The organism is Neobacillus oceani (assembly GCF_046237595.1).
GTDB lineage: Bacteria > Bacillota > Bacilli > Bacillales > Cytobacillaceae > Bacillus_D > Bacillus_D oceani.
In genome coordinates this window covers 4,217,813-4,234,788 of record NZ_CP143543.1, presented here as the reverse complement: position 1 = coordinate 4,234,788, position 16,976 = coordinate 4,217,813, and the positions used below count along the sequence as shown (strand labels likewise).

10 protein-coding genes are annotated in these 16,976 nt (G+C 37.2%); all 10 read left to right on the top strand.

The window, feature by feature from the left end:
- Positions 1-249 precede the first annotated feature (249 nt).
- The 10 genes from V1499_RS21320 (at position 250) to V1499_RS21275 (ending at position 16,975) form a co-directional block, all read left to right on the top strand.
- On the top strand, positions 250-3,639 hold the full coding sequence (locus V1499_RS21320) for a hypothetical protein (RefSeq protein ID WP_409272392.1): 3,390 nt from the start codon (positions 250-252) through the stop codon (positions 3,637-3,639).
- Positions 3,640-3,795: 156 nt separating this feature from the next.
- On the top strand, positions 3,796-4,284 hold the full coding sequence (locus tag V1499_RS21315; RefSeq protein ID WP_409272390.1) for a tetratricopeptide repeat protein: 489 nt from the start codon (positions 3,796-3,798) through the stop codon (positions 4,282-4,284).
- A gap of 22 nt (positions 4,285-4,306) precedes the next feature.
- Positions 4,307-5,872 carry an O-antigen ligase family protein gene (locus V1499_RS21310; protein ID WP_409272388.1) on the top strand — a complete coding sequence of 522 codons (1,566 nt, stop codon included), beginning with the start codon at positions 4,307-4,309 and terminating at the stop codon, positions 5,870-5,872.
- Between the two features lie 419 nt (positions 5,873-6,291).
- Entirely contained in the window at positions 6,292-8,523 is a 2,232-nt protein-coding gene (locus tag V1499_RS21305) for a hypothetical protein (protein WP_409272386.1), read from the top strand.
- 1,442 nt (positions 8,524-9,965) lie between these two features.
- Positions 9,966-11,786, top strand: a complete 1,821-nt coding sequence (locus V1499_RS21300) for a polysaccharide biosynthesis protein (protein ID WP_409272384.1) — start codon at positions 9,966-9,968, stop codon at positions 11,784-11,786.
- Between the two features lie 268 nt (positions 11,787-12,054).
- Positions 12,055-12,693: a sugar transferase gene (locus tag V1499_RS21295; protein WP_409272382.1), complete on the top strand. Its 639-nt coding sequence runs from the start codon at positions 12,055-12,057 to the stop codon at positions 12,691-12,693.
- 12 nt (positions 12,694-12,705) lie between these two features.
- Positions 12,706-13,599: an NAD-dependent epimerase/dehydratase family protein gene (locus V1499_RS21290; RefSeq protein ID WP_409272380.1), complete on the top strand. Its 894-nt coding sequence runs from the start codon at positions 12,706-12,708 to the stop codon at positions 13,597-13,599.
- Between the two features lie 20 nt (positions 13,600-13,619).
- Positions 13,620-14,807, top strand: a complete 1,188-nt coding sequence (locus V1499_RS21285; protein WP_409272378.1) for a glycosyltransferase family 4 protein — start codon at positions 13,620-13,622, stop codon at positions 14,805-14,807.
- A 3-nt stretch (positions 14,808-14,810) separates the two neighbouring features.
- A complete protein-coding gene (locus tag V1499_RS21280) occupies positions 14,811-15,848 on the top strand; it encodes a polysaccharide biosynthesis protein (protein WP_409272376.1) in 1,038 nt (345 codons plus the stop codon).
- 14 nt (positions 15,849-15,862) lie between these two features.
- On the top strand, positions 15,863-16,975 hold the full coding sequence (locus V1499_RS21275; protein WP_409272375.1) for a capsular polysaccharide biosynthesis protein CapF: 1,113 nt from the start codon (positions 15,863-15,865) through the stop codon (positions 16,973-16,975).
- The last annotated feature ends 1 nt before the right edge of the window (position 16,976 follow it).

The following is a 16,976-nucleotide window of genomic DNA, read 5'->3' as shown; positions in this document are numbered from 1 at the left end:
TATATACATATAAAACTAGATTTCCCCAGGTAAATGTATTATTATAGAAATTGTGAAAGGTGCTGGTAAGCCGCTCAATACCTGGCTAATTTCACAAAATTTCTAAAGCGTATGCAGGAAATTCATATATTAGTTGATATTTCCAAATGGCTTTAGTATAATTGTCGTTAAGTTTGTTAGGCGATGGTTTGTGCCTTTCAGGCGGAAACTGTCGTACTACTAAAATACCGAAAGGGGAATACCAGACGTATGAAGAAAAAGGCTATTAAAATCGCTGCTGCTTCAGCAGTCGCCGCTTCTGCATTCGTTGCTGCAGCACCAGTTCAAACTGATGCAGCAAACAACGTCCAAACAGAAGTAAGCAAAGCAATCACCCAAATCAAAAAAGCGTATCACACGTACAGCGATGTAACAGCTGACGGAAAGTTTGCTGACCTGGCAGACGTTTACAAAGAGTACAATGCTGCAAAAGCATCTTATGCTAATGCAAAAAAGGCTCTTAGCAATTATAGCGGCAAAGACAAGGACGCTCTTCTTGCAAGCCTTGATTTCTATTACAGCGACTACATCGGTAAGCGTGTGATTACATACATCGACGCTTACAACTACGCAACAAAACTAGATGAAAAGCGTGAAGACCTTGCGAAAGCTCTTAACGACAAGAATTGGGACGCAGCAGAAAAGCAGTATCATGCCATCTCTTACGAGTTGAAAACTCGCACAGTAATTCTTGATCGTGTATACGGTAAGACTGCACGCGAACTTCTTCGCGGCGAGTTCAAAGCAGAAGCTCAAGCGCTTCGCGACAGTATCGCTGTTGAAGTAACAATCAAAATGGCTGTTGAAGCCGCAACAAAAGCACTTGCTGAAAAGAATTTCGATGCCGCGAAAGTACAAGTTGAAAAAATCGATAAGCACCTTGCTGATCTTGATAAGAACAGCGAATTCGGCAAATATCTTGTACCGCTAGTAGAAAAAGTGAAAGACGAGTACAATGGCGGAGTTGCTCTTCCTAAGGTTCAAAGCGTTACTGCTGTTAACGGAACACTAACAGTAAACTTCGACAAAGCTTTGGAAGCTGCTCCTACAACCGCTGACCTTGTTGTTGTTCAATCAATCAACGGCGCTGAAGGAAAAGCGGTAACCCCAGATGCTGTCACTCTTAGTGAAGACAAGAAAGTTCTAACTGTAGCAGTTCCTAAAGTTGTAGCAACTACTGCTGATCAGGCAGTTGTATACAGCGTAGCTTACAAAGGTGCTCCAGCTGTAGCTGCTGCTTCCTTTAAAGTTGAATCTGCTGCTGCAACTGTAAAAGGTTTAACAGTTACAAATGCTAAGACGTTGAAAGTTGAGCTAAGCAACAAAATCGAAAATCTTGATGGCCTTACTTTCACAGTTAAGCGCGGTACTACAACAATCGTATTAACTCCAAAACTATCTGATGATAAGCAGTCTGTGGAACTTTCTTCCGCAACTAACCTTGTAGCCGGTGACTACACTGTCACTGTAACAGGTGGCCAGTTCAAGGATGGTTCGAACACTGCATCTGTTACTGTAGCTGCTCAAAAGGTAGCTAAAATTGAAGTTCTATCCAATCAAGCAGTGAAATCAGCAACTACTAATGACACTGTGACAGTTGGATACTCTGTAAAAGATCAGTACGGTACTGACATTACGAAGGAAGCTATTGCTGCAAACATTCATTGGGCATCTTCTGTAGGTACCGCAACCGATGATAATAAAGGTAAAATTACAGTGGTTAAAGGTTCCGAGATTAAGAAGGGCGATACTATCGTTCTGACTGGGGTAGACGGAACAACTGGAACAACAGTTGTAGCTACTTTGACTGCATCTGATGCGGCTACTCTTCAAACTTTAACTTTCGGAGCACTTAAGTATCCAACAAATAAAACTAGAGTTGAAGTTAACCAAGCGACAGCAGTTGACCTTGAGGTTAATGCAGTAGATCAATATGGAAATAACATCACTAATGCAACTGCACTAAATGCAGCAACCACAATCATTGATTCTGATGCAAATGCATCCGCATCTTTTGTAACGGTTGACGGCAAAGCGTATTTGCGCCTAAACACAACTGGAATGACAACAGCTAAGCCTGTAATCGTGACAGTGGTAATTAATGCAACTGGCCAGGTTGTTAACTACACATTTGATGTAGTGAAAGCTCCAGAAGCTGCTGAGGTTTCCGTGGTTGCTCCAACAGCTACAATTGCTGCTGGTGATGCAGCTAATTCACTAGTTGCAACATTAAATGTAAAAGATCAATTTGGAGCTGACATGACTGTTGACCAAATTGCTGCTGCAGCTTCAGCTAATCCAAGTGCATTCACAATTACATCTTCCAATCACAATGTAATTGCAAGCGGCAGTCTTGGAATTGCTACAACTGGTACAAATAAAGGTAAACTAGTAAACACTGGAGCATTTGGTAATGTAAAAGGAACAACTACCATTACAGTAACAGTTAATGCTACTGGAAAATCATCAAGCTTTGTTTTAGATGTTAATGAAGCTCGTCAAGCAGCTACAATTGAACTTCCATCAACTCTTGTTAGCAACCTTGTACAAGGTGCTTCTACATCTACTAAGCTTGCATTTAAAGACCAGTATGGCAAGGCATATGACGTAACTCAAGATGTTACTGGTCATGCTGTAAAGGTTTCAGTATCTAAGGTTTCAGGAGATGACGCTGGATTAACGGTAACTGCTCCTGTTAGCCAATCAACTACTGGTGATGCTATTACCGTAGATAATGAATCACTAATCGATTCAAACGGATCTTCTTCTTTCGGTATTTTAGCTGCAGCTGGCAAAAAAGGTTCATACACTGTTACCTTCCAATATGTAAATACAACAACTAATGATGTATTAAGCCAAGTCTCTAAAACGTTTGTAGTTGCAGAGAACGTTTCAACCGGTTTAACATACGCCGTAGCTGACATTCCAACACTTTATAAAGGTGGATCCGCTCAAGACGGTACAACTAGTGATATTACAACTGCAGATATCGCTGCAGCATACACTCAACAAGTATCCATCACAGCTACTGATGCAACTGGAAACAAATATGTAATTCCTTCATCTGCAATTGTTAGCGTGACTTCAAACAATGCCAATATTTTGGTTCAAAATGTTGGTGGTAAGTGGTATGTAGCTGGAGCAAACAGTGCAATTACATCTGATGTAAACGGCCAAGTATCGGTTGTTATCAATACAAACGATGGAGTACGTACAATTACAAAAGATGTAAAAGTTTCTGCACAAGCTTTGACAGCATCTTCAGTTGAATTTAAAAACAAGGTGGCAGGATCAACTGATGCTTCTGATGTGACATCCGTCACTGCGGCAGCTGCTGCTACTACAACTTTCGATTCTGCGAAAGTTTGGGTAACAGACCAGTTCGGTGGATACACACTTGGTAATGATGGATTTGATTCAATTACTTTGTTAAATCTTGGTAATGGTGATGCGGTAGGCACAGGAACGACTATCAGCTATAACCCATCAACAGGCCTATTCACACTTGATGGATTAGTAACTCCTGTTGCTGGAGAAAAAATTCGCGTTATCGTTATTGAAGATGGCAAATCTGATTACGTTGACATTACTTTGAATTAAGGTCCAATAAAGAGAGGCCTTGCGACATTTCGCAAGGCCTCTTTTATGTGAAATAGATAGTTTATTAATAAACAGAAATAAAGTAAATTGCTGATTTACAATGACAGATTATAGAAAAAATAATATAATTAAGTAAAATGAAAAAAAGGACTAATTATGACAAAAACTAATATTTTTTTTCTTTTATTCGTCGCCATAGTTGTAATTACGATTACTTTCGTAAACATCACAGGAAATAAGCAGGATAAGGCATTTGCCGAATCATTTCAACAATATGAATATGCTATTTCTTTATTAGTGAAAACAGAAAATAAAAATTCAACCGACATTGAAACATCAATAAAAATATTAAAAAAGCTTAGTAAGGAACAACCCGAATCGGTAGCTATTACCCGTAATTTGGGTATGGCATATGCTATGAAAGAAGATTATGGTTCAGCAGCTAGACAATATAAAAAAGCACTTGAATTAAAGCCGTTTTTGTCTACGGAACCAATATTTATGCTTCAATTTGGAGAAATGTTGTATTTCAGCAATCAAAAGCAGGAAGCAAAATTAGTCCTGGAGAAAGCCAAAACCCTTTATGGCCAAGAAGTAGACGAGAAATACCACAGTAGGGTTGATGAATTGCTCGGTGCGATTTGAGTAATTGCTATGGAGGAAAAACATGACGAGTTATACACTTAATATTAAAAGGGATCCTCAAGAGGATGAGAGGGATCAAAAGAAAATAGACCGACTGATTTTTCTCATATTTTTAGCTATAACTGTTGGAGTCCCACTTATCGTTAGTGCCGGTATAGATTCTTTTTATAGTCCAATTATTGAAAATGAAGCAACTTTTATGAGTGGATATAAGGGCGATTTATTTGCCCTGCATAAATCATATATTGCTATAACTGCCACGTCAATAATAGTACTGCTCTTCTTGTATAAGGTTATTTTTCTAAATTATAAAATTGTTCACAGATCAATAAATTGGTTAATGCTTATGTTTGGCATATTTATTATTATTGCTACTGTTTTTTCTCCGTATAAAACATTAGCGCTCTATGGAATGCCTAGCAGATATGATGGGGCAATAATGTATTTATGCTATTTAATCTTGTTTTTTATAGCAACACAAATTACTTATCCAGAAAATTCGATGAGAAAAATAATCTATTTATTTATCCCACTGGTATTAATTAATTTTGTATTGACAGTTATGAATTTTTGGCATAAAGACGCCCTTGAATACCCGAAATTTAAAAAAATGATTACATTGTTTCTACCTGAAGGTTCTGGATTGGGAGAAGGATCACAATTAGTAGGCACATTGAATCAGATTAACTATATGAGCGGTTCATTTGCGGTAATTACAATCTTATTCTTGGTTACTGCGATGTTAGAAACTTCAATTAAAAGAACAATAATGTTTTTTATATTTTCGATAATATCAGTGGCAACAATGTTAATGTCGATGTCAACAAGCGGATTTGTTACTCTGGGTTTGTTACTGTTATTAATTTTGGTGCTGATTTTTAAATCAGAGCAGCGAATGAAGTCATTTATAATCATATTGGTATTTATAATTAGCGCTACAGGTTTAATACCATTTCTCGCTCAAAAAAATCCCTTAGTATGGACAGAATCGGTTGGATTTTTCACAACCTCAAATCCTTTTGAGGTAAAAGAATCTACAGCCAGGATAATGGATAATTTGTTTATAGGGCCAAAAGTTGAAGCATCTGATAATCCTGAATTTAAGCTTCCCGAATTACCTGAAGCAGGTTATGGACCAGGCTCGGGAAGGACTTATATTTGGGAAAGAACGATTGATTTAGTAATGAAGCGACCATTTACAGGTTACGGCCTTGACACTCTGCCTTTTGTTTTTCCACAAAATGAACCAGAAAAACATGCCCAAATAGGAACTTATACGGTTACGGTAGATAAACCACATAGTATGTACATTGGAGTACTTTTTGGAACAGGTACTTTTGGTTTTATTGCTTTTATGGGTATTTTAGGCATGTCATTGCTATATGGAGTATCCTTTTTATTCAAAAAAGGTAGAATAAAGGGAAATTCAATTTACTTAACGGCATTATTATTTGCATGGGCTGCATATCTGCTTCAATCCTTATTCAACGATACTATTGTTGGCACGAGTTTGCATATGTGGATAATTGGCGGGATAGTAACTGCGAAATTTCTTTATGACGACTCTAAAAACGAAGTTGGGGCTTAATTATCGTTCATTTGGTAACATTCAATGGATAGACCCTTATGAAGATAGTTTTTCCAACAAAAATATCGCAGATGTATTGAAAAAAATTAATCTTCTAGACAACTTAAAATAAAATGCAGATCAAGAAAGAGAGCATTCACAAAAAAATGCTCTTTTTTTTATAGTCCCAAATAACCATTTATCGTTAAAATTACTCATTATTTACAAATTGTTGGTATAATGAAAAAGTGTGTTTTGGCTGGGTATTAGTGGGTTTAAACGATAATAGGAGTGATTTACTTAAAATGAAACGTTTTTTTCTTTTTTTAGTAGTTTGTATAATGATTATTAATATATTTCCAATAAATCATGCTAATGCTTCGCAAATCGATTGTACAGGAATTAAAATAGGCCAAAAAATCTACTGGGATGGTGTGGAATTGAAGCCGGGACAAATTGGTAAGCTATTAATTTTACAAGATACCCCGCTTTATAAATTGGTAGACGGTGAGCTAGTAATCGATAAGATTTTAAAAAAGGGAAGCACTTATAGGATTTATAATTTTAGAGCCGAGTATCTTGGGGTTGGCGGAGGCTATTTTGTTAAGCGGGATGAACGTATAGATTATAGGACGCCGTCGAAGCAAAAGTTGAATGCTGTAAGATGCGCCAATCCGAAACCAGAAACTCCTGCTCCACCTCCGCCTACTCCTCCAGGAAACGAAGGCACTCCTCCTCCAGTTGTGGTCATTCCTGAAAAGCCAAAATTGGAACCTTTTGACCTTGGCACGCAAGTATCCAACCTTAGCACACTTGCATCAAGGGCGGGAATGGATAAAAGCGGGAATGCTTATTTGTATATCATCCTTCATGGAACCCCTTCATCCTTGGCGGTGGTTGATGTGAATACGAATGAAACTAAAAGTATTTTCTCACTAGGGAATTCAACCAGTGCCTGGGCAATTGAAGTTGATCAAAACGGAATTGTCTGGGTAGGGGGGACCAGCAATGGACATCTTTATAGTTATGACCCAAATATTCATGAGTTTAAAGACCATGGAGATATGCTAGTTGGTACAGCGGAAACCACGATTCAAGATTTGGCTGTTACACATCAATATGTATATGGCTCTACAGCGTACGGGGCTTCTGTTTTTGCTTTCAACAAATTTACTGGACAGCGGGAATTTATTCGATCGGCTTCGTTTGGCAAACAATTCGCCAAATCAATCTTGGCTGAAGCGGATGACAGTTCTCTTTATGTAAGTATAGGGCCTTTGGCTGACATCTTTAGATGGGATGTTAGGTTAGATAACAAAACTCCGCTTCTTACAGAAGTTTATAAGTCAGAGTCCTATGCGGAAAAAATGAAACGAATCGATGATGATCTTATTGCGATTAAATTTTTTCCTTCCAAAAAAGCTAATCTATACAGCCTTTCAAAAGGAGCCTTTTTACAGGAATTTGTGGCTGATTCCCGGGGATTCTCTCCAATAGAGTATGAAAAAAATGAATTTTATTATACGTATGATGGTAATTTCTATGCGTATTATCTTGGAACTGGGACGATTCGTAACACAAATGCAAGGCTTCCAAGAAAACGGACAGCTTTGTCCCTTGATTTTGTTCAATTAAAAAGTAATCCGTCACGAAACATTCTAACAGGATTAATTGATAATGAAGGGAATTATTTTCTCTACAATCCTTTTTCAAACGTAGTTACTGTTAAAAAAGCAATTTTGCCTTCACACCCGGTTAACCTCCACACCTTATTGACAGATCCTGACAATAGATATGTTTACGTTAATGGATTTATGACTGGCGGCCTAACGAAGTTTGACTCATTAGAAAGAAAGGGAGTCCAGCTTGGTGGAGTAAACCAGCTCGAAAGTGGCATTGTTATGAATGGGAAGCTATATGGGGGCGCCTATCCAAAAGCAAGACTTATAGAAATAACTCCAAATGAGCTATGGGATCAGTCATCCATAAAGGAGCTGATTTCCCTTGATAAGTACAGGCAGGAGCGGATTACCGCAATGGCGGGCTACAACAATACCCACTTGTTTGCTGGGACATATGCCCAGGATTCCCTCAAGGGCGGCCTGCTGCTCAACTATAATGTAGCAATCGGGGACTACAAGGTATATGAAGACTATATAACAAACCAGAGCATCATCTCATTGCTTCAAGATGACCAATATATATATGGCGGGACTTCCATTCATTCGAATTACCAGCGTGACCAATTCAGTGCGAAGTTTTTCCGTTTTAACCCCGCTAATCCGGAAGAAAAGGAATTCTTTTTTCTTCCTGTCCGGGCTACAATGATCATGTCCTTAATAAAGGGGCCCGACGGGGATATTTGGGGAGCTGCGGATGGGACGATTTTCGCCTATAATCCTAATCTGAATAAATTCAGGTCTGTTAAGCTGTTAAATGCCATTTCCGGAAGGTTCAGCAATGCGAGGCTCATTGCCGGGAAGGATGGCTTTGTGTACGGAACGATGGAAGGTAGGATCTTCAGAATCAATCCCACTGACATGTCGTATACCATCATGCTTGAAAGCGGTGCTTATGAAATTGCACAGGATGGAATAGGGAATATCTATTACCGGAACCTCGCGAATCTTTACATGATTCCGGTTGAGAAATTACATCCTTCAATAGAATAATGAACATAGAATTACCAAGCATCGGACATTACCGATGTTTTTTCTTATTTTAACGTAATTAGTAAAGTGAATTTAGTGTAATGAATAGGTAAATTCCTTAATTCTTAAGTTTAATCGTGATGTAATCGTTAAAAGACTCGTCAGCTCTATTAATCAGTTAAATCGTTGGGAAGATATTGTTTTCCCCGAACTAAGGCAGGACAAGGGTTTATTAGGTGTTCAAGTGTGTCAAAGTTGGGACTATGTTTTATAAAATTTAAAAACATCTTTCTTTTTCCTGAAAAAATTGTTAAATTAACATAGAGTGGAATTAAAAAATATTCCAATTTATCTTAAACTATGACAATTGATGATAAATTTTACAAAAAAGTACCTAGCTGGGAGAGCAAGATACAAAACAATTGGTTTGAAAGAATTGCTTGAGACGAATAAAAAACGGATAGGGATGATTTTTGGCATCACGGCTGCGATAACCTTTATTAGCGTGCTTGTGAGCTATTTTGATTTAACGCCAATAATATGAAGCTTCTTCACTGACCCTCATTTTTTCCGCTGTTGCTATTAAATTCATGCATAGAGATTTCCTCCTCCGTGTAAAGAGAAGGGTAATCAAAGACTATCTCTAATTTGGCCGTAACATTCACATACAGGGAAGGATTCAACACTCCGCCGGTTCTTTCCATGACGGATGCAAACTATTTGAACCAATGTTATAGAACCATTTTAGTCGTTAAGGTGAAAATAGGTAAACATAAGGCGGTTAAAACAAAGGAGTTTTTCAAGCTGCGAAAATAAACATACTAGGAATGGTTGAATTACAGGATAATCCATCAGAAAAGCAATACAGCCATTATGGTACAAATTGGTATCTTTGGTATCTTCCTTTACTAGAGTGATAGTAGAGGTTAAAATGTAAATATGGATTACTTGTGAAATTATGGAAGTGGGAACAAGGGCTGTTTATTGCATTCAATATCATATTCTGTTCGGTATTGATGCTAACAATATTCATTCTCGTGGGTTCAATTTGGATGTAGCATGAGGTGGTAGAGGTCAGTAAAGGAAGGAACTTTCTTTAGCTCTCCAAAAAAATGCCAAGTAGCTTTTGCTTGTGAAAAATATATACAAAGAAGTCCAGAGCCAATCAAGCAAAAAGGATATTTGGCATTTTTTAATTCACCACCTATGATGAACATGATTTTTGGCAAATGCCAAACGGAGATGCCTCCTGTCCGTTATCCATGTAGGTACTCGGCTATGCAGTGGGAGTTCATCCTCCTTAGACGCCGGTCGTCGGTTGCATGGTGTGAGGGTGGGTTAGATGCCCATTTTTATAGATAGATACCTAATGAAAGAACAGTAATTTACAATTCTATTTTTTCATTAGGTATTTATATTGGATAATATTGTTAGCATTTTAGAGTTAAAGGGGAAATGAATAAGTGAATTACAAATCCCGCCTGGCCCTGCTTATCTTTATCGATTCGGTCTTGGTCCTTTCTGCGGTGTATATCAGCTACATTATGCTCCACCCATCTTTGGGAATCACATCTTTCGGTACAATTTCCGTTAGCGCAATAACGATGCTTATAAGCCACCATATTTTTTCTTTTTATTATGGGCTGTATAAAAAGGCATGGGAATATGCGAGTACTGCTGAATTGTTTGCAATAGTAAAAGCTGTAACGTTATCTGTAATTGTGACTGCGATGACAGAGCATTTGGTCAATGATGGTTTCTACTTTCGGGCACTTATTAGTACGTGGATGACATATATTCTGGCTATTGGTGGATCGCGTTTTTTTTGGCGGACAATTCGTGATTCTTATTTGTACAAGAATAAAGCGAAGAAAAAAGCTTTAATAATCGGAGCGGGGTCAGCTGGACGCATGGTTGTGAGACAGCTCGTTAAAAGTCCTGATGCGGAATTGTTTCCAGTTGCTTTCATTGATGATGATGCTAGGAAGCAAAAACTTCATTTCCTGGATATTCCGGTGATTGGTGGAATTGACTCAATACAGCAAGCTGTTGAAAATTTGGGAATTGACAATATTATCATTGCAATTCCTTCTTTGAATAAAGCTGCGCTAAACCGTATTTTTACAGAATGCTCTAAAACAAAAGCAAAAACGCAAATCCTTCCTAAGCTTGAGGATCTCATGACTGGGAAAATATCAGTCACTCATGTACGGGACGTTGAGGTGGAGGATTTGCTTGGACGGGAACCAGTAAAGCTGGATATGAAAAGAATCTCTGGTAAAATATCCGGTAAAACTGTACTTGTAACAGGTGCGGGCGGCTCAATCGGTTCGGAAATCTGCCGCCAGATTTGCAGCTTTTCTCCTTCAAAAATTGTTCTCCTTGGCCACGGGGAGAACAGCATTTATCTTATTGATATGGAATTGCGAAGATTGTACGGAGATAAGATTGAAATCATTCCGGTAATAGGGGATATAAAAGACCGGAACCGGATGTTTGAGGTAATGGAAGAACATCTGCCTGACGTTGTTTATCATGCGGCTGCCCATAAACATGTGCCTTTAATGGAATACAATGCAAGGGAAGCGGTCAAAAACAATGTGTTTGGCACAAAAAACGTTGCAGAAGCTGCAGAAACATTTGGTGTAAAAATCTTCGTCCTTATTTCGTCAGACAAAGCGGTCAACCCGACGAATGTTATGGGGTCTACTAAACGAATTGCGGAAATGATCATTCAGAAGCTTGACCAGGAAAGCGAAACAAAGTTTGTCGCAGTCCGTTTCGGAAACGTCCTTGGCAGCCGTGGCAGCGTCATTCCATTATTTAAAAAGCAAATCCAGGCGGGCGGTCCGGTTACCGTTACTCACCCAGACATGACCCGCTACTTTATGACAATCCCGGAAGCTTCACGATTGGTTGTTCAGGCCGGTGCCCTAGCCAAGGGAGGGGAAATATTTGTTTTGGATATGGGTGAACCGGTTAAGATTGTAGACCTAGCCAAAAACCTTATCAAACTGTCGGGTTATACAATAGAAGAAATCGGAATTAAATTCTCAGGAATACGTCCCGGTGAGAAAATGTTTGAGGAACTTCTTAATGAGAAAGAAGTCCACCCTGTACCAATTTATCCAAAGATTTTTATCGGGAAAGCGGTGCTTGAACAGGAAGAGGAAATTGAGTACCTTCTTGAGAGATTTGAGAATTTTTCAAATGATGATATGAAGAAATTTGTGGTTAATTTGGCCAACCGTAAAAAGAATATAACTCTTAGCTTGGTGAAGTAATCTAATTGGGTTTAACCTCGGAAATTAACCAATTGCTCCTACTTTAGTGTGATTTTAGGTAGGGGTAATTTTTTTGTATTTAAATTTGTTATTTTAAAAGAACATTGGAAACTAGAATGGTAATCTAGCAGTTTTTCTAAACTTAATCCATTCTGCAAATTGTTCAGTTTTATGGGCTAAATTTTGTGGGTTAAACGGTTGTTTGGAAAGAGAACGAATTCAATATCATTCTGATTTGCTCATTAGCTTATTTGGGAGTGTTACAGACATGTATCCGAAAATAAAAAGACTTATTGATATTACCCTATCCCTCGTAGCACTAATCCTTTTATTACCGATTTTTTTGATTATAGTAATAGCTATAAAAATGGAATCAAAGGGTCCAGTACTTTTTATGCAAAAACGAGTTGGAATAAATAAAAGCCATTTTAATATATTAAAATTCCGTACTATGAGAATCGATACGCCAAAGGACGTTCCTACTCACTTATTGGATAACCCTGACCAGTATATTACAAAAACTGGCAAGTTTCTAAGAAAGACATCCCTTGATGAGTTACCGCAAATTTGGAATATATTTATTGGACAAATGAGTATTATTGGACCACGTCCGGCATTGTGGAATCAGTATGATTTGATTGCTGAAAGAGATAAATACAATGCTAATAATGTGCTACCTGGATTGACCGGTTGGGCACAGATTAATGGACGAGATGAGCTGCCTATCGATGTCAAGGCAAAGTTGGATGGAGACTACGTTCAACAATTTGGCCTGTGGATGGATATCAAATGTTTTTTTGGAACTATAGGAAGTGTTATTAAGAGTGACGGGGTTGTCGAAGGTGGAACTAGCGCATTAAAGGAAGTTGCAAGTACTAAAATGCCTGGTTCAACAGGGAAGTTATAGAGGTGGAGAAAAATGATATTGGTTACAGGAATCACGGGGCACAGTGGAAGATATTTTTTAAAAGAGCTAATTAAAAACCAATATGATGGCCCAATTCGTTGTGTTGTCCGCGAAAATTCTGATACATCAATGATAGATAGTTCTGGTTTAAACATCGAAAAAATAATAGGAAATTTAGACGATCAAAAGTTTATGAATAAAGCTTTGTATGGAATTGACACTGTTGTGCATATAGCTTCCATATTTTATTCAGTAACTCTTATGAAAGCAGCTATTAAAAACGGTGTTAAGAGAGTAATTCTTGTCCATACAACTGGTATTTATTCCAAATATAAAAGTGCTTCAGAAGAATATAAGGATATAGAACAAAACATTGAAAGAATCAAACAAGAAAACAATTCAAATATAGGAGTCATCGTTTTAAGACCTACTATGATTTATGGAAACATCAATGATAGAAATATGGTTGTTTTTATAAAAATGGTTGATAAGTTAAGGTTGTTTCCAATCATAAATCATGGAAGAAACTTAATTCAACCAGTTAATGGAAAAGATTTAGGTAAGGCATATTATCAAGTGTTAATGAAGCCAGATATTTTAAATGGTGATTATATTTTATCTGGTGAAAAGCCAATTTCAATGAAGGATTTATTTAGGCTGATTAGCCGCATTTTAGATAAGAAGACTACTTTTATCAGTGTACCATTGGAAATAGGAGTTATTTTGGCAAGGCTTCTAAAAGCATGTTCGTTCGGAAAGATTGATTATATAGAGAAGGTTCAGAGGATGGGAGAAGATAGAAGTTTCGCGCATGAAAAAGCCGCGAAGGACTTTGCTTATAAGCCGATGCCGCTTTCTGAAGGATTAAAGCTTGAAATCAAAGAGTATCTAACAAAGGTTAAATAGAAGCTGGAGGCCAAATTAGTATGAAGATTCTTGTTGTCTGCCAATATTACTATCCGGAACCTTTTCGCATCTCAGACATCTGTGAATCATTAGTGCAAATGGGACATGATGTAACAGTGCTAACTGGCCTTCCAAATTATCCAGAGGGAAAAGTTCTTGATGGATATCGGTATGGAAAGAAAAGGAATGAAGTTTTAAATGGTGTGAAGGTTATCCGAAGTTTTGAAATAGGCCGTGGAAGTAATAAGGTAAAGCTCTTTTTAAACTATCTTAGCTTTGCTGTATCGGGATCGTTTAAGGCGCTTTTTTTAAAGGGAGATTATGACGTAATATTAGTGAATCAGCTTTCGCCTGTTATGATGGGCATACCGGCCATTGTTTACAAGAAAAAGCATAAGAAAAAAATTTTACTTTATTGTCTGGATTTATGGCCGGAGAGTTTAGCTGCTGGCGGCATAAAAGAAAATTCATTCATTTATAAAATTTTCAAGAATATATCAAAATGGATTTATTCTTCGGCAGATTCCATAGCGGTCACATCTGGCATGTTTAAAGACTATTTTAAAAATGTTCTTAATGTAAATAAGAGTGGAATATACCATATACCGCAATATGCCGAAGAAATATTTACTGAATCCATTTCGGTTGTTGATGATGGTAAATATAATTTTGTGTTTGCTGGAAATATTGGTGATATGCAGAGCGTGGATACACTAGTTAAAGCAGCAAATGAATTACGTGAACATTCAAATATTAAGTTTCATATAGTGGGAGATGGATCTAGATTAGAAGAATGTAAAGATCTTGCTAAGAAACTTAAGTTAAATAATATTGTGTTCTATGGAAGAAGGCCTTTAAGCGAAATGCCATACTTTTATGGATTAGCGGATGCAATGTTAGTTACCTTGAAAAATAACAAATTTATTTCTTACACGCTGCCAGGTAAAGTGCAATCGTATATGGCTGCCGGTAAACCGATAATTGGCGCAATAAACGGTGAGACTAATCGATTAATTAAAGAGGCTGAGTGCGGGTTATGTTGCTCTGCTGAAGATTATGTTGAATTAGCTGAAAAAATATTACAGTTCTGCAATAGTAACGAGAAAGAAGCAATGGCTCAAAACTCCAATGAATTTTATAGCAAAAACTTTAGCAAACAAAGATTCATGTCACTATTAGAAGAGGCCCTGACTAAATTGGAGGGATAATGAATGTTTAAAGATAAAACTTTACTCATTACTGGTGGTACCGGTTCTTTTGGACATGCAGTAATGAAGAGATTTTTAAAAACAGATATAACTGAAATAAGAATTTTTTCTCGTGATGAAAAGAAGCAAGATGATATGCGGAAGCTTTATAAAAATGACAAACTCAAATTTTATATTGGGGATGTTAGGGATCTAGCGAGCATTAAAAATGCGATGCATGGGGTTGATTATATTTTTCATGCAGCAGCGTTAAAGCAAGTTCCTTCATGCGAGTTTTTCCCACTTGAAGCTGTAAAAACAAATATAATTGGTACGGATAATGTATTGACAGCGGCCATTGATTACGGTGTGAAAAAAGTTATTTGTCTTTCAACAGATAAAGCGGCTTACCCAATTAATGCTATGGGGATTTCGAAGGCAATGATGGAAAAAGTATTTATAGCTAAATCGAAAACTGTTAATCCTGATAGGACATTAATATGCGGAACTCGATATGGTAATGTAATGGCCTCTCGCGGTTCGGTTATTCCATTATTTATAGAACAAATAAAAAATGGCGAGCCTATTACGGTAACAGATCCAAATATGACAAGATTTCTCATGACGCTTGAGGAGGCCGTTGAGTTAGTAGTTTTTGCTTTCAAGCATGCTCAAGCGGGGGATATTATGGTGCAAAAATCACCTGCCAGCACTATCGGGGACCTTGCTCAAGCTATAAAAGAATTGTTTAATGCGAAAAATGAAATAAAAATTATAGGAACTCGTCATGGAGAAAAAAGATACGAAACGCTTCTTACCAAAGAGGAATATGTAAAAGCAGAGGATTTACCTGGTTTTTATAAGGTGCCTGCTGATCAACGAGATCTTAACTATGATAAGTATTTTGCTGAGGGAAATTATATGCTTTCCTCTGGAAAAGAGTATAATTCGGATAATACACAAATACTTAACGTAGAACAAATTAAAGGAAAATTACTAGAATTGGATTATGTGCAAAACGAATTAAAACAATGGAATAAAAAGGTTCCTGCAATGAAATAAAGGAGGTACTTTTCATGAAAATTCTTGTAACGGGTTCAAATGGTTTTGTAGGGAAAAATCTTGTCGCAGAGCTTAAAAACAAGGGCTATAACGATATATTTGAATTTACTAGGGAAACTGATCCTTTACTCCTTGAAACATATACAAAAGAGTGTGATTTTGTTTTCCATTTAGCTGGAGTTAACAGGCCGAAAAATGGAGATGAATTTATTAAGGGTAATTTGGGTTTTACCACTCATCTACTAGAGCTGCTGAAAAAACATAATAATAAAGCGCGTGTGCTGATAACTTCTTCAATTCAAGCAACAATGGATAATCCATATGGCAGAAGTAAGAAAGCTGTGGAGGATTTATTATTTAATTATTTTTATGAAACGGATAATAAAGTATATGTATATCGATTGCCAAACTTATTCGGTAAGTGGAGTAGGCCGAACTACAATACGGTAGTGGCTACTTTTTGTCATAATATAGCAAGAGGCATCGATATACAAATAAGCAATCCAGACGCAGAACTAACCCTTTGTTATATAGACGATGTATTAGAAGAATTTATGAGCGCGCTTGAGGGAAACCCTACTATGCAAGAGGACGATTTTTGTATAGTGTCTATAACACATACTATCAAGCTTGGAGAATTGGCAAAATTAATAATGGGGTTCAAGGAAAGCAGAACAAGTTTATACATTCCAAATATGCAGGATCCTCTTACAAAAAAACTTTATAGTACTTACTTAAGTTTTTTACCCGAAAATCAATTTTCATATGATCTTAAAATGAATTGTGATGATAGAGGCTCTTTTACAGAATTTATAAGAACTGCTGATAGAGGGCAAGTGTCTATCAATGTATCAAAACCCGGGATTACAAAGGGTAATCATTGGCATCATACGAAAAACGAAAAATTTCTAGTTGTTAGTGGAGAAGGTTTGATTCGCTTTAGAAAAATTGATTCCGATGAAATCATAGAATATAGAGTTAGTGGGGAAAAATTACAAGTTGTTGATATTCCTACTGGATATACACACTCTATTGTGAATATAGGAGTAAGTGACTTGGTAACAGTAATGTGGGCGAATGAGTGCTTTGACCCAACTAAACCGGACACATATTTTGTGGAGGTATAGT